Consider the following 18,635-nt stretch of genomic DNA (forward strand, 5'->3'; position numbering starts at 1 on the left):
AAGAGACATTTTTGATAAAAAACAGCGATTTCACCGTTTTTACGATCAAAGATGCTTTTTAAGCGCTCAATAACCGCTTCATTGCAAAATCACCACTTAGAATAGGTATTTAAAAAGCGCCTTCAGGCGCTTTAAATTTTTAAGTAAAGGACTCACATAAATCTAATAAACGGTTGGCATAGCCCCATTCATTGTCATACCAAGCATAGACTTTGGCTTGGCGCCCGACTGTCATGGTCTGGCTTAAATCCACAATTAAAGAATAAGGTGAATGATTAAAGTCACTGGATACCAACGGTTCATCGGTCACAGACATAATAGAGGCATAGTCATGCGCTGCAGACTTCACCAGCACTTCATTTACTTTGTGCGTTGTAATTGGAGATTGCGCAATAAAGGTCAGGTCAATGGCTGCCACATTAATGGTCGGTACACGTATAGAATAGCCATCAATCCGGTTTTCCATTTTCGGCATGACTTGCTTTAATGCACCTAATGCAGATGATGTGGTTGGAATAATATTCTGACCAGAAGCTCTTGCTCGACGCAAGTCACGATGCGCGTGATCTAAAACAGATTGATCTGCAGTCACCGCATGAATTTCTGTCATCAGTGCAGATTCTATGCCAAACGCATCATCAATAATTTTAACCAACGGCACTAAAGCCTGTGTCGTACAAGACACACTGGAAATAATTTGATCAGACGTTTTTACTTCATGATGATTGACGCCATACACAATGGCGGCATCCACACTATCAAATGGCGCAGCGCCAATAATCACACGCTTTGCCCCTGCATGAATATGCTGAGTTGCTGCTTCACGCGAGCGAAATAAACCTGTGCACTCAAGAACCACATCAACATTTAAAGCATGCCATGGCAGTAAAACTGGCTCTGCACTGCGCAAGACTTGCACCCGCAGCGCTGTTTCACCAGCCTGTATGCTTATATATTGCTTGCCGTTTTCCGCTTCAATATGCACTTCGCCATGAAACCGGCCATGCGTTGAATCGTACTTAAACAAATGCAGTAAAGTTTCAATGTCTGCAATATCGTTAATGGCAATAATTTCAAAATGAAATTGTTTTGGATTTTCAAACCATGCGCGAAGCACATTGCGCCCAATTCGGCCAAATCCATTGATTGCCACTTGCTGCATGACTTATCCTTCATTTTGAAACAATTATAAAACACCTCTATGTTAATGGATTTCTCAGATCAACCGTTATCATTAATTTAAGTAAGGCTATTCAGAATTATTTTAGATTCGCCGCTTTTTCACCTGATCTTCAACACAGCTTCAATAAATTCAGCTTATATTCATTATTTTACACACCAATACAGCCCAGCTGATGCCTGAAACAACTAGCCCTGCTGTTTACTCAAAATTATTCATAAAAAATAGATTGATATTCAATGTTGTGGACTTTTAGACTTTAATAAAACTTGCGCCTTACAACGACAATTTGGATATTTTTAGAAATCCATAAAAAGTCACATACTTAACTTAAAATCATTGGTCGCAGTGGCTTTTTCCGTTATAATTTGTCGTTTTAAAATTTTAAGCCAGTATCTCAAGCCAGCTTTATCTATATGTAAGACTTGCTTGATATGCTATTCGCCAAATTCAAGATTTATGGAGTGACTTGGTTGTGAGTACTCGTTTTATGACATCAGCTGAAATTCGCGAAGCTTTTTTAAGCTATTTTGAATCGCAAGGGCATACACGTGTCGCGTCGAGTTCTCTGGTTCCGGCCAACGACCCAACATTACTATTTACAAATGCTGGTATGAACCAGTTTAAAGACTGCTTTTTAGGTTTAGAAAAGCGCGATTATGTACGTGCAACATCTTCACAAAAATGCGTACGCGCAGGCGGCAAGCACAACGACCTGGATAACGTTGGCTACACAGCACGTCACCACACATTCTTTGAAATGCTAGGCAACTTCTCGTTTGGCGATTACTTCAAACGTGATGCAATCAAATTTGCATGGGACTTTTTAACCAACGAAAAATGGTTAGGCCTTCCAAAAGATAAATTATATGCAACGGTTTACCACACCGATGACGAAGCATTCGATATTTGGAACAAAGAGATTGGCCTAGACGCCAGCCGTATTATCCGCATTGGCGATAACAAAGGCGGCCAATACGCATCAGATAACTTCTGGGCAATGGGCGATACAGGTCCTTGCGGCCCATGTTCTGAAATTTTCTTTGACCACGGTGATCACATCTGGGGCGGCCTACCGGGCACACCAGAAGAAGACGGCGACCGTTTCATTGAAATCTGGAACAACGTATTCATGCAGTTCAACCGTACTGTTGACGGTGTATTGCACCCTCTTCCAGCGCCTTCTGTAGATACAGGCATGGGCTTAGAACGTATTTCTGCAGTATTGCAGCACGTCAACTCAAACTACGAAATCGATCTGTTCCAGCATGTATTAAAAGGCGCTGCAGAAGTTATCGGTTTAGATACAACTGCTCTTGAAGCTGAAGCTGCTGAGAAAGGCACTCCTGTTCAATACCCTGCATCACTTAAAGTGGTTGCTGACCATGCACGTTCATGCAGCTTCTTGATTGCTGACGGTGTAAATCCTTCTAACGAAGGTCGCGGCTATGTACTGCGCCGTATTATCCGCCGTGCAGTACGTCATGGTAACAAGTTGGGCGCAACAGGTTCATTCTTCTACAAAACACTTCAGCCATTGATTGAAGTGATGGGTGCAGCATATCCAGAACTGGCTGCTAATCAAGCACGCATTGAAGCGCAGCTTTTGAAGGAAGAAGAGCAATTCGCGAAAACTTTAGAGCAAGGCTTGAAATTGCTTGAAGGCGAACTCGCTCAGCTTAAAGGCTCAATGATTCCGGGTGAAACCGTATTTAAACTATACGACACTTATGGCTTCCCAACAGATTTAACAGCGGATATCGCACGTGAACGTGATTTAACCATTGATGAAGCTGGCTTTGAAGTTGAAATGGCTGCACAGCGTCAACGCGCGCGTGATGCAGGCAAATTTGCAGTTGACTACAACTCGATTGTAAAAGTTGAAGGCGAAACTCAATTTGACGGCTATGACGCAACTGCAGGCCAAGGCCAAATCATTGCAATCTACAAAGATGGCGAACAAGTTGACGAAGTCGTTGAAGGCGACGAAGCGCTAATCGTATTGAACCAAACACCTTTCTATGCAGAAAGCGGCGGTCAAGTGGGTGATACAGGTATCTTCAAAAACGAAACCGGTATTTTCGAAGTTCAAGACACGAAAAAATCTGGCGGCGCATTTGTACACCAAGGCATCGTGACGATGGGCAACTTAAAAGCTGCCCAAGCTGTAGAAGCCATTGTTAAAGCAGATTTGCGTGATGCAACTGCGCGCAACCACTCTGCAACTCACCTGCTGCATGCAGCGCTTCGCCAAGTATTGGGTACGCATGTACAGCAAAAAGGTTCATTGGTTGCAAGTGAATTGCTTCGTTTTGACTTTGCGAATGATCAACCTGTTTCATTTGAACAAATTCAAGAAATCGAACGTATTGTCAATGCTGAAGTCATTGCCAACACTGCCGTTTCAACTGAACTTTTAGACATCGATGCTGCCAAAGAAAAAGGCGCAATGATGCTGTTTGGTGAGAAATACGGTGATGAAGTACGTGTACTTTCAATGGGTTCAATCATTGAGGAGAAAAACTTCTCGATCGAACTTTGCGGCGGTATTCACGTTAAACGTACGGGCGATATCGGCTTGTTCAAGATCACTTCTGAAGGCGGTGTAGCTGCTGGCGTTCGCCGTATTGAAGCGGTTACTGGCACCAAAGCAGTTGAAGCAGCACAAAAAGCGGATCGTGACATTCACGCAATCAATGATTTGCTGAAAGCGCAAAAAGATCAAACTTTAGAAAAAGTGGAATCTTTAGCTTCAACAGCATCTAGCCTGCAAAAGCAAATTGAACAATTGAACCAAAAACTAGCGAGCTTCCAAGCAGCTGAGTTATTAAGTCAAGTTCAAGAGATTGCTGGCCGCAAAACATTGATCACCACTGTTCATGGCGTGGATGCGAAATCACTTCGCAACTTGCACGACGGTGTTAAATCTAAGTTGGACAATGCTGTGATTGTGATTGCCGCTGTAGATGCCGACAAAGTGAGCTTAATTGCTTCTGTAGCAAAAGAGTTTACTGGCGCGGTAAAAGCTGGCGACATCATCAAGCACTTAGGTCAAGAACTTGGCGGTAAAGGCGGCGGCAAGCCGGACATGGCTCAAGGCGGCGCACCTTACAGTGACAAACTTGCATCTGTAATGTCCAGCCTGACTGCATGGCTTGAAAAATAAGGTCAAAAACCTTACAGCGGAAACCCATAAAATGATGGATTTCCGCCCTATTCCTCTCTGCTTGAATCACTGCTGTAAGAGCATACAAAATACACAGTCATCTTAAGCAAATATTGAATGCGCCAAGGCGCTTAAATACACAGATTTTCCACTCTATAAACAGATGGCAAATCACAAGAAAGGGTCTGGTCCTGATATTTTCAAGATTAGACACAAAGTATCCCATTAAATTGCATTAACTGATTGCAATTTAGGAGCTGCGTGGTATTTTGGGGCTGCTCAGCGCAGTTGGCTTCAAATATATGTAAGTGCTTTAAGTCTTTAGACTTATTTACTTGGTAAGGATAGTTATGGCATTAATCGTTCAAAAATATGGCGGTACCTCAATGGGTACTCCTGAGCGCATTCTCAATGTAGCTCGTCGTGTAAAGCGTTGGCATGATCACGGTCACAAAGTAGTGATTGTCGTTTCTGCTATGAGTGGCGAAACCAACCGCCTGCTTGCTTTAGCGAAAGCCATTACGGACACCCCTGACCCTCGTGAGCTTGACCAAATGGTCTCTACAGGTGAGCAGGTAACGATTTCAATGTTAGCAATGGCGCTCAATTCAATTGGCGTTGAAGCTAAATCATTAACAGGCCGTCAAGTTGGCATTAAAACTGACAGCGCATTTACCAAAGCACGCATCGAATCTATCGATACAGACGTGATGACAAGTCATCTGGATGCAGGCCGTGTGATTGTTGTGGCTGGCTTCCAAGGCTTTGACACTGAAGGCAATACTACAACTTTAGGCCGCGGCGGTTCAGACACCTCAGGTGTTGCGCTAGCTGCTGCTTTAAAAGCGGATGAATGCCAAATTTACACCGATGTAGATGGCGTATACACCACTGATCCGCGCGTTGCTCCAAAAGCAAAAAAAGTAGACCGCATTTCATTTGAAGAAATGCTGGAAATGGCATCACTTGGTTCTAAAGTTCTGCAAATCCGTTCTGTAGAATTTGCAGGTAAATACCAAGTGCCTTTACGCGTATTATCAAGCTTTGATAATGACGATGATGGCGCATTCGACGAAAACTTCAAACAAAACGTCGGGACACTAATCACCACTGAAGCGGAAGACAACATGGAACAACCAATTATCTCAGGTATCGCGTTTAACCGTGACGAAGCAAAATTAACAATTTTAGGTGTTCCTGACGAACCAGGTATTGCGTCTAAAATCCTATCTCCGATTGGCGCTGCCAACATCGAAGTAGATATGATTATTCAAAACGTTGAAGAAGACGGTACCACTGACTTCACGTTTACGGTAAACCGCGGCGAATTAGCAAAAGCAAAAGCCATTCTTGAAGCGACCGCTAAAGCAATTGGTGCGCGCGAAGTTGCAACACGCGATGATATCGTTAAAGTATCAATCGTGGGTGTAGGCATGCGCTCTCATGCAGGCGTGGCAAGCAAAATGTTCACTGCTTTGGCTGATGAAGGCATCAACATCCTGATGATTTCTACTTCAGAAATCAAAATTTCAGTGATTATTGAAGAAAATTACTTAGAGCTTGCAGTGCGTACACTGCATACAGCATTTGGTTTAGACCGCGAACACGGTGAATCAAGCGCACGTGCGTAATAAATGTGTCAAGAATTGTCATTGTTAGACAGTATTTGAAAAACATTACAAATAAAGCAGGGCCACTATAGTTTTTTTTATAGTGGCTCTGCTATATTAACCCTGAGGATTTTTAGAAAATTTATTAGAAATAAATCTGTAACAATGAAGGCTTCTGACGGTTACTTTAAATTCTGGTAAATTTTCTTTGCTTTCAGGCTGTGTTTTTACATTCTAGATCAATTGCAGGTTTAGCGTTTTGCAAGGAGATAAACATGCTGATTCTGACTCGACGTGTCGGAGAAACATTGATGATTGGGGACCAAGTCAGCGTGACTGTTCTTGGGGTTAAAGGCAATCAAGTGCGTATTGGCGTAAATGCTCCAAAAGAAGTATCCGTTCATCGTGAAGAAATTTACCAACGTATTCAACATGAACGCGCTATGCACGAACATCTTCAACATCTCGATCAAGATTATCAACCTTCTTTTGAAGATGATAATTTGTCACAGAACAACTTCAACCGTTAATTTTTGATGTTGTCTCGTGATAATAAAGCGGCTTTATAGCCGCTTTAAATTTATCTGCCGTTCAGCTTTCTGCCTGCTCAATCGCTTTGCGTACAGGACCAAAACTGCGTCGGTGCTCATCGATCACGCCATGCTGAGCAATCGCTTCAAAATGCGCTTTCGTTGGATAGCCTTTATGTTTTGCAAAACCATATTGCGGATACTTTGCATCCAGCTCAACCATCTCACGATCACGGCTGACTTTTGCCAAAATACTGGCAGCAGAAATTTCCGGATGGATCGCATCACCACCTACCACTGCATCACAGCTCATGCTTAAGCCCTGAGGCACTTTATTGCCATCAACCAGCAGATGTTCTGGCTGAACCGTCAGTTTCTCTACAGCGCGGCGCATGGCCAGCAAAGAAGCCTGCAAAATATTGTATTCATCAATTTCTGCCGCTGAACATTCTGCAATTGCCCAAGCCAGCGCTTTTTCTTGAATTTCTACAAAAAGTTTCTCACGCTTTTTTTCTGTGAGTTTCTTTGAATCATTCAACCCTACAATTGGGTTATTGGGATCAAGTATGACCGCCGCAGCAACCACAGAACCTACTAAAGGTCCGCGCCCTGCCTCATCTGCACCCGCAATTTTCATAGTGTTTCACTCCAATAAAAAACGACCCTCTTCACTAAATTTATATCAGCGCAGAGGATCGTTTTAATACATGCTTAGTTTTTTAGCGTTTCAACTACACATGCATTTAAAGTATTCGTTACAATTTTAGCAGCAAGATTCGCTTGTGAAGTTTTATCCATTGCAGCAACAACCAAATCAGTTGCAGTCACGCTTGTAGTCGCTTTTTCACCTACACATGAACATACTTCTGTTTGAAGTTCAGACTTTTGAGTTTCAGTTAAAAGTTTAGAACCTGTTTTCCAATAAGTATTGTTATTCAACTCTGTCACGCAAGTTGCTTGCACGCCTACTTTAACCGCCATCATTGCCAGGCTGTTTGATGTGGTTGCAGTTGAAGGCGCTGTACCAGTTGTACCTGTTGCAGCGCACGCAGAAAGAACTAATGTAAGTGGTGCTAAAACTGCAGCTAATTTTTTCACAGATAAATCCTTTGTTATGTTAATCGGTGCGCGTATTGTGCCCCAAATGACATCAAAAACGGTAAATCTATTTAAATATAATGCTGTAATTGTGTACTTTAGCATCAACATCAGTGTTTCAAATTATCAACACTGCGTATCAAATACTGGCATGTTTCCACATATAGGAATACATTAATATCTATGATCATATTAATGTATCACTATTCAAAATGAAAAATAATTCGCAATATTACACACGCACAGCTCAATGGCTGCACTGGCTGATGGCCATTATTTTTATTGCCGCATGGCTAATCGGTTTTTATAGCGGCAATTTTTTAAGCTATGACACAGACGGCAGCTTTAAAGGTCAAGTGATTACCCTGCATAAAAATATAGCCACAATAATTATCTTTTTAGTTGTTATCCGCATTTTCTGGCGCTATACACACCCTGTGCCCGAACTGCCAGCAACCATGACTCCACTGATGAAAAAACTTGCGCATTTAGGCCATCTGGCACTGTATTTAGTCCTGCTTGCACTGCCAATTACAGGCTGCTTATTCAGCTGGAGTGCTGGCCACCCTGCACCAGTTCTATATTTATTTAATCTTCCAACCCTAGTGCAGGAAGACCCTGATATTCTTGCGATTGTAAAACCGCTGCATATTTATATCTCATGGGCCGCCGGCCTATTGCTGGCTGGTCATATTCTAGCAGCATTAAAACATCATTTTATTGATAAAGACAACGTGCTGAGAAGCATGACACGTCAAGGCAAATAATCAGGCAATTTGCTTTGCAGCATGCAGATCGCACTAAAACTAAAATCATTCATAACAAACTGAATAAAAGCGCCTGATGGCGCTTTTACATCTTTTGCTGCACAACACAGCTTTTTAATGTGTTCATCATGGCTTTTTTAATCAGCAGATTTTTCGCATCACTACTTACAGCGGCATGCGCCAACTCAGTAGCCGGCACATCATTTAAGGCATTGGTGCTGACGCATCCGCAAACATCTTTAGCAAATTGACTTGTATTGCTGTCTGTCATTAAAAAAGTAGATGCTTTCCACATATTCGAATCTTTTAGCTCCGAAGCGCATTGCTGTTCTATATAGGGTTTTAGCATTTTTTGCATGGCAGTCTGCCCCGCCGCCGCATGACTCAGCGACATAAGCGCTCCCACAAATACAGCACTTTGTACAAAAACCTTCATCTATATCACTCATTCATTTTTTATTGCAGATTCACAGTTCTCTAAAGAACAACAATTTCAAGCAGGCACAAAAAAGGCAGCCGATGCTGCCTTTTCAAACATCCAGCAATTAATGCAAAATTTCAATCTGCTGCTTCCACTTCTGCTTTTCAGCATCAGAAATAAACGAAGCTTCAAATGAATTAATCGCCAATTGCTTTAACTCTTCATGGCTTAAATCTAAAGATTTTGCGATCGCAATGAAATTATCATTCATATAACCGCCAAAGTATGACGGATCGTCTGAGTTGACCGTCACGTGCACACCTTGCTGCAATAGGCGGCGGATATTATGCTCTGCCATATCATTAACCACACAAAGCTTTAAGTTACTGAGCGGGCAAACGGTCAACGGCATCTTCTCCGCAATGAGACGCTGCATCAAAGCTTCATCTTCCTCTGAACGCACACCATGGTCAATACGGTTGACTTTCAGCAAATCCAAAGCTTCCCACACATACTCTGGAGGGCCTTCCTCGCCTGCATGTGCAACAATTAAGAAACCAGCTTCACGCGCTTTTGCAAAAACTCGTTCAAATTTTGATGGCGGATGCCCAACTTCACTTGAGTCCAGCCCCACACCAATAATCTGATCTTTAAATGGCAGAGCCTGTTCTAAAGTTTCAAATGCAGCTTCTTCACTCAAATGACGCAGGAAGCACATAATCAAGTGAGAGCTGATGCCTAATTTGGCTTTTGCGTCATCACAGGCGCGCTGCAAGCCATTAATCACTGTTTCAAAGGCAATTCCGCGATCCGTATGTGTTTGAGGATCAAAGAACATTTCAGTGTGCACCACATGATCTTCAGCACATTTTTCAAAATAGGCCCACGCTAAATCATAAAAATCCTGCTCAAGGATCAGCACATTCGCGCCCGCATAATAAATGTCTAAAAAAGACTGTAAATTATGAAAGTTATAGGCTTGTCTAACTTCTTCTACAGATTGATATGGAATCGCAATTTTGTTGCGCTGCGCAATTTCAAACATCAATTCAGGTTCAAAAGTACCCTCAATATGCACATGCAGCTCTGCTTTTGGCAAAGCGCTAATCAGCTCAAGTTGATCCATTTCTTATCCTCATAAAAATAAAAAAGGGTGCAAACGGAGTTTACACCCTTTCGTGAGTTTGGAGAATTAACCGCCAAACGCAGCAAATTTTAATGCCCAAAGCACAGCAATAATCCACACCATATACGGTACAGTTTTAGCCTTGCCTGTGAACAGTTTAATTAATGCATAGCTGATGAAGCCCATTGCGATGCCGTCTGCAATTGAGTAAGTGAACGGCATAAATACAATCGTCAAGAATGCAGGTACTGCTTCTGTAATATCATCCCATTCAATATGAACGATACCCTGAATCATCAGCACACCAACAAACAGCAATGCAGGCGCTGTTGCAAAACTCGGTACAGATTGTGCAAGCGGCGCCAAGAACAATGCCAAAACAAACAGCACAGCCACAACCACCGCAGTTAAACCTGTACGTCCGCCAGCAGCCACACCCGCAGATGATTCGATATATGGCGTAGTCGATGATGTACCTAACGCAGCCCCAGCAACAATTGCAGATGAATCTGCAAAAAGCGCCTTTTTCAAGCGTGGCAATTTACCGTCTTTCAAAAGGCCCGCGCGGTGCGACACACCAACCAATGTACCCGTTGAGTCAAATAAATCGACCAAGAAGAATACAAAGATCACGCCAATTAAACTTGCAGTAAATAGGCCTTCAAAGTCCATTTGCAGGAATGTTGGAGCTATTGAAGGAATCGCGCCAACCACACCTTTAAATTCGTTATAGCCCAGTACAGTAGCAATCGCTGTGATCACCAGAATACTGATAATGATTGCGCCGCGCACTTTGAACTGGTGCATGACCACAACCATTAAGAAGCCAAATAAAGCTAAAAGAACCGAAGGCTGCTTAAGATCCCCCAAGCTCACCAATGTTGCTGGATTGTCTACAATAATGCCTGCATTTTTCAATGCAATCAGAGCGAGGAACAAGCCAATACCGCCGCCAATAGCCAGCTTAAGCGACATTGGAATTGAGTTCACAATGGCTTCACGGATTTTGAACATGCTGATCGCAATGAACACCAAGCCCGATACAAAAACTGCCGCTAATGCAGTTTGCCAAGGCACACCCATGCCTAAACACACAGAATATGTGAAGTAAGCGTTCAAGCCCATGCCCGGAGCAAGCGCAATAGGATAGTTTGCGACTAAGCCCATGACCAAGCAGCCAATTGCAGCTGCAAGACATGTCGCCACAAAGACAGCCCCATGATCCATGCCTGTTTCAGACAAAATCATTGGATTGACAATAATGATGTAACACATGGTTAAGAATGTAGTTACACCAGCTAATACTTCTGTTCTAAAGCTGGTTTTGTTTTCACTCAGCTTGAACAGGCGTTCAAGAATATTTTCTGAAGATGGATTAGGAGTCGTCATGACCTAGCCCCTATTGAGTAAACTTTATGCCTAAGCACTCCACAAAATGAATCATAAAAACATGATTGATTTTGTCGATGTTTTGACAATCTGCATGCCGGCATTTTCATACCGCAGGAAAATATTAAGTATTTTGCCAATCTCAGTGCGTTAAACCGCAAAATCAGCATCAACAAAAAAGCTGCATAGTATATTTATGCAGCTTCATTTACCTGTATTAAATCAGCACTTTAATATGTTAAAAACTGATCCAATTTCATATGTACCAAATTATAACACATTGATTTTTATTGTTTCTAAATTTTATTTAGCGGACAAATTCATTAAATTTAAGATATTGGTTTCTATAAAAGAAATTTATTTTTCTCATAAAAAAAATTATCCGCCAGCGATGCAATCAAGGCAGCTCAGCCGCCTGCGCTGATGCAATCGGCAAATGTTTATCTGCTGCAGACTTTCTTTGAGGCTGAATAGATTCGTTCAGCAGTTGATTGACTTCAGCCTGCTTCTTCATTTCAGCGTCCTTATAGACCATAAATCCAAGTACACCGACGAGCATAATCAAGACGGGAATAAGGGTTTTCATAACTGGCTTTTATTATTTAATAAACTTTTTCTTATGATAACAAATTTTCAACGAAAAAAAGTGAAAAATACAATTCCATCTTTCCAATTTTTCATTTCTATTTTCAATTTATAGCTAAAGTTGCGCTATTTCAAGGATTAGGAAATATTTAAAATACATTTGCTTTCTTTATCGGCAAATAAAAGTGTGAAATCCATCAAATAAAAGCGAATTGTAAAAAGATGGCCACACCACTTAATTTGGTTAAAAAAACACCCAAACCCAACAATGACAGACATCGTTTTTTTGCTGATATCTTTCAAGCCACAAAACTTAGCCTGTCATACGTTAGAGTTCTTTCAAAAATAAAAAAATGATCATTAATCGGTACTTAAATTATCAATGAAAGTCCCTTCTCCCTTTGGGAGAAGGGACTTTCATCATGAATTTTAAAAGTTCAAAAAATGATTTATGAAAGAGGTCTATTGTATCTGAATATGTTAAGCAGCCTGCTCATCACGCTTAAACACCAGCTCACCCTTTAAGGAACTGTTTGCATCAAAATAATAGCCATCTGTATTAAAGGCTTTTAAATCTTCAGCGTGTTCAATTTTATTTTCCAAAATATAGCGGGCCATTAATCCGCGCGCTTTTTTGGCATAAAAACTAATCACCTTATATTTGCCATTTTTTTGATCCAGAAAAACAGGCTTGATGATTTTCGCTTTAATTTTGCTTTCTTTTACAGACTTGTAATATTCCTCTGAGGCAATATTTACCAGCAGCTCAGAATTTGAAGCCTCCAAATCATGATTGATCATTTGAGTAATTTCATCGCCCCAAAACTCATACAAATTATGCCCGCGTAGGTTTTTCAGTTTTGTACCCATCTCTAAACGATAAGGCATCATCAGATCCAAAGGGCGCAATAAGCCGTACAGACCTGACAGCATTCGCAAATGCTTCTGTGCATACTCAATCTGCTGATCGTTCAGGCTATAAACATCCAATCCCGTATAAACGTCACCTTTAAATGCAAATAGCGCCTGACGCGCATTAGAAAAATTAAAGTCCGAATGCCAATCTCGAAAGCGCCCTGCGTTTAAATGCGCAATTTTTTCACTCACACTCATTAAACTGGCGATATCTGAAGCAGACAGTTTACGACTTACGTCGATAAGCTCTTGTGAATGATCCAGCAGTCTTGGTAATGTGTGTTTATCCGTTGGCAATGCAGATTCGTAATCTAAAGTTTTTGCAGGAGAAATTAGAGCGAGCATAAATAACTTGATTAAAATTTAAGTAATCAAACTATAACAGTAGACTTATTTTATTTCCAATCTGTGTTTTTACTGAACATTATCGGTAGAATAACGCATTCTCCTGCTTACTAATCTATCTCTATGTCTGAACAGATTTCCATTCAAGGCTCTGCTGGCCAAATTGAAGTTTTTGTAGATTATCCTCAGGGTGAAGTGAAAGGATTCGCGGTAGTTACACACCCTCATCCACTGCAAGGCGGTACACCGCAGCATAAAGTGCCTGTATTGCTTGCGCAAATGTTCTTAGAGCGTGGCTGCATTGTTTATCGCCCAAGTTTCCGCGGCGTAGGCCAAAGCCATGGCGAGCATGACGAAGGCTATGGCGAAACAGATGATGTACTGGATGTCATTCAGCATGTCCGTGCAATGCATACAACACTGCCATTTTATGCAGGCGGTTTCAGCTTCGGCGCGCATGTCATGGCAAAATGCTATCACTCGCTGCAAGAAGAAATCCGTCCAAAGCAAACCATCTTATGCGGCTTGCCGACAGCGACTGTTGCAGGCGTACGCCACTATGTAACTCCTGCAATCAAAGGCGACATTCTGTTCATTCATGGCGAAGCGGATGAAGTCACCCTGCTTTCAGATTTGATCGTGTGGGCTAAACCGCAGCGCCACCTTTTGACTGTTTTGCCGGGCGCAAACCATTTCTTTACCGGTTATTTAAAACAGCTGCGAATTGCGATTTCACGTTACCTCGTATCGTAAATACATTTTGCTTCAAGCTGTATATTCAAGGCTCAGAATTCATCTGGGCTTTTTTGTTTTTAATGGCATTTTATACCTTAGCCACCCCCTCATCAGATCATCTAAAATATCTGATTTAAGCTATAAATTATTGATAAAAAATATTAAAAATTTTAGATCCCTCAATCTTTCTGAATAAGAATACAATATATTTATCGTGAAACATTAGTTAAAAAATAATCATTAATGCAATTCATATGGTTGTTTTTTAACCATATAATCAAACGTTTGACTCATTTCGACATAAAAAATGTCGTTTATTCTTTATAGTTTACAGGGATATTATGAAAGTATTTTTCGGGGTTATTGCATTTTCAATATTGTGCACATCCGCAATGGCGCAAAACATTACAGGCACATGGCGCTATATGGATGATAAGACAGGTGAAGCAAAAGGCATTGTCAAAATTGAACAGCAGTCTGATGGCTCATATGCAGGCACAGCATTAAAAGCAACACCTCGCGCTGGCTATACACCAAAAGAATTTTGCACCAACTGCCCCGCTCCATATACCAACAAGCCGATCATCGGCATGAAAGTCATTTCAGGTTTAAAATCTTCGGACGAAGTGAACTATAACGATGGGAAAATTATTGATCCAGTCTCTGGAAAAATTTACCGCTTGAAAGGCAAATTAAGCGCAAATGACAAAAAGCTGTTCTTGCGCGGCTATATTGGCGTATCAGCGGTAGGACGTAATCAAACTTGGCTGCGTGTGGAATAAAATGCTAGTTCAGTTTTTTCTGTGCAGGAATTAAACCTTTCAGCACTAAGATAAAAAATGAATATTTCAAAAGAATAAGGCAGATACTTTTCATGAGGTATCTGCCCTAAAATATGGCGCTTAATGTGCAAAAAACATCAGCCTTTCCATTCAAATTTACTAAATGACTCATCTTCTTTCAGTGTATTTTCGACCGCTTGTGCCAACTGATTCAACAAGCTTTGTTCCGTAATTCGATCTAGCCAATCTTGATTTTCATCTGGATAAGAGGTTATTTCACAGACCAAATGCCCATCATGATCATGCCCTTGACACATCACTGACAGCGGTAAAGCATGATTATCTACGCTCACCGCAATCTGATCTCCGCTTTGCGATAAGGTCTCAAAGCCATATTGTCCCAGCTTTGATGCCAGCAAATCAGCGACCTGCTTTTGCGCCGCACTGAAATCATCCTGATCCTTCTGATGTTCGCAGTGGGCTGCAAATTGTAATTTTCTCATCGTATAACCTAAAGGCATTATTGTTGTATGGTTTTAGAATAAGCAATTAAAACAGAACAGCCAAGCGTTTGCTTGGCTGTTGTCTAACAAATGTACAAAATTAGACTAATTATTCACTGACGTGAATCGTTAAGCCCGCCTGATTTGCCAATGCAGTGAATGTTGGGAAGCTTGTCGCCACAGTCTCAGTGCCAACAATTTTAATCTCGCCTGATGTACGCAAACCCGCCATCGAAAAGCTCATTGCAATACGGTGGTCATGATGTGATTCAATTTCGCCGCCAGTGAAAATCACATCCCACGCTCCCGACCTGCCTTTTCCTTCAATGATGATGCCATCATCTGTTGGCGTACAGTCAATACCCATAATTTTCAGGCCATCTGCCATGACTTGAATACGGTCAGATTCTTTTACACGAAGCTCTGCAGCGCCAGTCAGAATCGTTTGCCCTTCTGCACATGCAGCCGCAATAAACAGCGCTGGAAACTCATCAATGGCCAATGGCACTTGATCTTCCGGCATATGGATGCCTTTCAGCGTACGTGTGCCGCGAATGCGAATATCCGCAATCGGCTCACCGCCTGCAATACGTTCATTCTCAACCGTCAGGTCAGCGCCCATCTGTTTTAAAATTTCAATCACGCCAGTACGGGTTGGATTGATGCCGACTGCTTCAAGCGTCACATCCGAACCTTCAGTAATTGCAGCGCCCACCATAAAGAATGCAGCTGATGAAATATCTGATGGCACTTGAATATTCGTGCCAACCAATTTTCCGCCGCCCTGTAGAGAAATGCGATTGCCTTCTGTTTTTACTTCATAGCCAAAAGCGCGCAGCATGCGTTCTGAGTGGTCACGCGTTGGCTCAGGTTCAGTCACAACAGTCTCGCCTTCTGCCCAAAGGCCTGCCAGCAAAATACCCGATTTTACCTGTGCAGAGGCCATTGGCAAGTCGTAGTGAATACCTTTTAGCTTTTGACTGCCCGAGATTGATACAGGCGGTGTACCGCGTTCACCCGTCGTTTGGATCTGTGCACCCATTTCACGCAGAGGTTTTGCAATACGCTCCATTGGACGTTTAGTCAGCGATGCATCACCTGTCATGACAGAATCAAATTTCTGCGCAGACAGCATGCCAGAAAGCAGGCGCATGGATGTGCCTGAATTGCCCATGTATAACGCACTTGCTGGTGCTTTAAGGCCATGCATGCCAACACCATGAATGGTGACTTCACCATTTTTAGGGCCTTCAATGCTCACCCCCATATCACGGAAAGCTTGCAGTGTCGCCAAAGCATCTTCGCCTTCAAGAAAGCCTGTGACATGCGTCGTGCCTTCAGCAATCGCACCAAACATAATGGAACGGTGTGACACAGATTTGTCGCCTGGCACGGTAAATTTACCTTGGAAATTTTTCTGGCCCGGTAAAATAGTAAATTGCTGTGTCGTCACTTTGTTTTTCTCCATCAAAGGTTTGTTGGCGAGCATATGATTGAAATGCTGACGGGCAGCCTGAGCATGCCCCAATACACCCATGAGCGCTTGAGAGTTATCATCTTCAATCAATTTACGCAAAGTCGCGAGCTGTTTTTCAAAGCCGTCGACTGCATTTAAGATTGCTTTTTTATTGGCAAAAAAGATGTCATGCCACATTTGCGGATCACTGGCTGCGATTCGTGAAAAATCACGGAAGCCGCCCGCGGCATAACGGAAAATATCTAAATTGTCTTCACGATTGGCCAATTGCTCAACCAAATTAAACGCCATTAAGTGCGGAAGATGGCTGGTATGCGCAAGCACTTCATCGTGCTTTTCCACATCCATGCAAATCACTTCCGCCTTGGCGGCCTGCCACAGCTGAATCAGCTTCTCTACAGCCCAATCCGCACTGCTTGGCAGCGGGGTCAAAATCACTTTATGATTGGCAAATAAATCGACCTTGCCTGCATGAACGCCTGTATGTTCAGCGCCTGCAATGGGATGACCCGGCACAAAACCGGCTGGCAATTGCTCGCCAAATACCGCTTTGGCTGCATCCACCACATTGCCTTTGGTGCTGCCGACATCCGTCAGAATGACATTTTCAGACAAATATGGCTTGATGCATTCCAAAACTTTCTGCGTAGCGCGTACTGGCAAAGCCAGCACCACAAGATCAGCGCCTTTTACGGCTTCAATTGGGTCACTGTACCCTTCTTGAATTAAGCCCAAGGCTTTTGCATCTTCCAAGGTCTGTTTAGAACGGGTCGATGCAACGATTTGCTTTGCCAATTTTTCAGCAATAATGACACGGGCAAGGCTTGAGCCAATCAGCCCAAGCCCGATAAAAGCAACTTTTTCAAACAGTGGCGCAGACATATGTTAAGCAACAGCCTCTAATTCAAGCACTTTTGCCAAAGCTGCAAGGAACTTGGCATTTTCAGCTTCTGTTCCAATGGATACGCGAAGATGATTTGCAATACCTACTGGACGCACAATCACACCCTGTTTAAGCAAACCATTAAAGGTTTGTGCAGGGTCTGCCTGAACATCCACCAAAATAAAGTTGGCACGTGACGGTACATAATTTAAGCCCAGCTTTTCAAAACCAGCCTGCAGCTGAGCCATGCCTGCTTTGTTCACTTCACGTGATTTTGCAATAAAGTCTTCATCTTTTAATGCCGCAACCGCTGCAACCATAGCCAAGTGGTTCACGTTAAATGGCTGACGAATACGGTTTAAATAATCAGTCACTTCTATAGATGCCAAAGCAAAACCGACGCGCAGCGCAGCTAGGCCATAGCACTTAGACAATGTGCGGCTGACAATAAGGTTTGGATATTGCTCTAAGAATTTCAAGCTATTGAAGTTTTCTGGGAAATATTCCACATAGGCTTCATCCAGAACAACAATAACATTGGCTGACACTTTTTTCATGAAAGCATCAAATTCCGCTTCTTCAAACCAAGTCCCTGTCGGGTTGTTCGGGTTAGCAATAAAAATTAGCTTGGTATTTTCTTTAATTGCGGCAGCCATTGCATCTAAATCATGCGCAAAGCCTTTGGCTGGCACTTCAATTGCTTCAGCATTAATCGCTTGCGTGACCAAGCTGTATACTGCAAACGCATGCTGGCTATACACCACAGAATCGCTTGAAGACACAAATGCACGCGCAAACATTTCCAGAAGATCGTTTGAACCATTGCCCAGTGTAATTCGGTCATGTGCAACACCAAACTGCGCTTGCACTTGGTCTTTTAAAATAAAACCGCCGCCGTCTGGATATCGCCCAATTTCAGCCAACTCTGCTGCAACCGCCTCTTTCACCTTATCTGAACAGCCCAATGGGTTTTCATTTGAGGCTAATTTGACAATATCAGTAATACCCAACTCGCGTTCAAGTTCACTGATCGGCTTACCCGGTTGATACGGCTTAAGTTTTGCGATGCCTTCATTGGCTGGGACAAACGTCATTTTACACTTCCGATGATTACAAGTGATGA

17 protein-coding genes are annotated in these 18,635 nt (G+C 42.4%); 6 read left to right on the forward strand and 11 right to left on the reverse strand.

Annotated elements, in window-relative coordinates:
* Window positions 1-139: 139 nt before the first annotated feature.
* Complete coding sequence (locus B9T34_RS00460; RefSeq protein ID WP_086211207.1) at window positions 140-1,162, reverse strand: type I glyceraldehyde-3-phosphate dehydrogenase; 1,023 nt, start codon at window positions 1,160-1,162, stop codon at window positions 140-142.
* A gap of 493 nt (window positions 1,163-1,655) precedes the next feature.
* Between B9T34_RS00460 and alaS the strand changes: the two genes are divergently transcribed.
* The 3 genes from alaS to csrA all read left to right on the forward strand — a co-directional run bounded on the left by alaS (window position 1,656) and on the right by csrA (window position 6,486).
* Window positions 1,656-4,346 (forward strand): alanine--tRNA ligase, encoded by a 2,691-nt coding sequence (gene alaS / locus B9T34_RS00465; protein WP_171265088.1) that lies wholly within the window; start codon window positions 1,656-1,658, stop codon window positions 4,344-4,346.
* 350 nt (window positions 4,347-4,696) lie between these two features.
* Window positions 4,697-5,977, forward strand: a complete 1,281-nt coding sequence (locus B9T34_RS00470) for an aspartate kinase (RefSeq protein WP_086211209.1) — start codon at window positions 4,697-4,699, stop codon at window positions 5,975-5,977.
* 254 nt (window positions 5,978-6,231) lie between these two features.
* Window positions 6,232-6,486, forward strand: a complete 255-nt coding sequence (csrA, locus tag B9T34_RS00475; RefSeq protein ID WP_067670698.1) for a carbon storage regulator CsrA — start codon at window positions 6,232-6,234, stop codon at window positions 6,484-6,486.
* Window positions 6,487-6,547: 61 nt separating this feature from the next.
* On the opposite strand, the gene rnhB is transcribed toward csrA, so the two are convergent.
* On the reverse strand, window positions 6,548-7,123 hold the full coding sequence (gene rnhB, locus B9T34_RS00480; protein ID WP_086211210.1) for a ribonuclease HII: 576 nt from the start codon (window positions 7,121-7,123) through the stop codon (window positions 6,548-6,550).
* 74 nt (window positions 7,124-7,197) lie between these two features.
* Window positions 7,198-7,584 (reverse strand): hypothetical protein, encoded by a 387-nt coding sequence (locus tag B9T34_RS00485; protein WP_086211632.1) that lies wholly within the window; start codon window positions 7,582-7,584, stop codon window positions 7,198-7,200.
* A 212-nt stretch (window positions 7,585-7,796) separates the two neighbouring features.
* Between B9T34_RS00485 and B9T34_RS00490 the strand changes: the two genes are divergently transcribed.
* Entirely contained in the window at window positions 7,797-8,351 is a 555-nt protein-coding gene (locus B9T34_RS00490; protein ID WP_086211211.1) for a cytochrome b, read from the forward strand.
* An 85-nt stretch (window positions 8,352-8,436) separates the two neighbouring features.
* Here B9T34_RS00490 and B9T34_RS00495 read toward each other — a convergent pair whose 3' ends face one another.
* From B9T34_RS00495 to yaaA, 5 genes are all read right to left on the reverse strand, one after another.
* Complete coding sequence (locus B9T34_RS00495; RefSeq protein ID WP_228147380.1) at window positions 8,437-8,745, reverse strand: hypothetical protein; 309 nt, start codon at window positions 8,743-8,745, stop codon at window positions 8,437-8,439.
* A gap of 151 nt (window positions 8,746-8,896) precedes the next feature.
* Window positions 8,897-9,898 carry an adenosine deaminase gene (locus B9T34_RS00500; RefSeq protein ID WP_086211213.1) on the reverse strand — a complete coding sequence of 334 codons (1,002 nt, stop codon included), beginning with the start codon at window positions 9,896-9,898 and terminating at the stop codon, window positions 8,897-8,899.
* Window positions 9,899-9,964: 66 nt separating this feature from the next.
* Complete coding sequence (locus B9T34_RS00505; protein WP_086211214.1) at window positions 9,965-11,287, reverse strand: NCS2 family permease; 1,323 nt, start codon at window positions 11,285-11,287, stop codon at window positions 9,965-9,967.
* A gap of 397 nt (window positions 11,288-11,684) precedes the next feature.
* Window positions 11,685-11,873: a hypothetical protein gene (locus B9T34_RS18685; RefSeq protein ID WP_139841234.1), complete on the reverse strand. Its 189-nt coding sequence runs from the start codon at window positions 11,871-11,873 to the stop codon at window positions 11,685-11,687.
* Window positions 11,874-12,352: 479 nt separating this feature from the next.
* Window positions 12,353-13,132, reverse strand: a complete 780-nt coding sequence (gene yaaA, locus B9T34_RS00515) for a peroxide stress protein YaaA (RefSeq protein WP_086211216.1) — start codon at window positions 13,130-13,132, stop codon at window positions 12,353-12,355.
* A 123-nt stretch (window positions 13,133-13,255) separates the two neighbouring features.
* Here yaaA and B9T34_RS00520 point away from each other — a divergent pair, with 123 nt between their 5' ends.
* Both B9T34_RS00520 and B9T34_RS00525 read left to right on the forward strand, forming a co-directional pair.
* Complete coding sequence (locus tag B9T34_RS00520; RefSeq protein ID WP_086211217.1) at window positions 13,256-13,885, forward strand: alpha/beta hydrolase; 630 nt, start codon at window positions 13,256-13,258, stop codon at window positions 13,883-13,885.
* A gap of 323 nt (window positions 13,886-14,208) precedes the next feature.
* Window positions 14,209-14,649 carry a DUF2147 domain-containing protein gene (locus B9T34_RS00525; RefSeq protein WP_086211218.1) on the forward strand — a complete coding sequence of 147 codons (441 nt, stop codon included), beginning with the start codon at window positions 14,209-14,211 and terminating at the stop codon, window positions 14,647-14,649.
* 137 nt (window positions 14,650-14,786) lie between these two features.
* Here B9T34_RS00525 and B9T34_RS00530 read toward each other — a convergent pair whose 3' ends face one another.
* From B9T34_RS00530 to hisC, 3 genes are all read right to left on the reverse strand, one after another.
* A complete protein-coding gene (locus B9T34_RS00530; protein WP_086211219.1) occupies window positions 14,787-15,152 on the reverse strand; it encodes a hypothetical protein in 366 nt (121 codons plus the stop codon).
* A 109-nt stretch (window positions 15,153-15,261) separates the two neighbouring features.
* Complete coding sequence (locus B9T34_RS00535) at window positions 15,262-17,511, reverse strand: bifunctional prephenate dehydrogenase/3-phosphoshikimate 1-carboxyvinyltransferase (RefSeq protein WP_086211220.1); 2,250 nt, start codon at window positions 17,509-17,511, stop codon at window positions 15,262-15,264.
* Window positions 17,512-17,514: 3 nt separating this feature from the next.
* A complete protein-coding gene (gene hisC / locus B9T34_RS00540; RefSeq protein WP_086211221.1) occupies window positions 17,515-18,606 on the reverse strand; it encodes a histidinol-phosphate transaminase in 1,092 nt (363 codons plus the stop codon).
* Window positions 18,607-18,635: the final 29 nt, after the last annotated feature.

Source organism: Acinetobacter sp. ANC 3813 (assembly GCF_002135435.1).
Taxonomy (GTDB): domain Bacteria; phylum Pseudomonadota; class Gammaproteobacteria; order Pseudomonadales; family Moraxellaceae; genus Acinetobacter.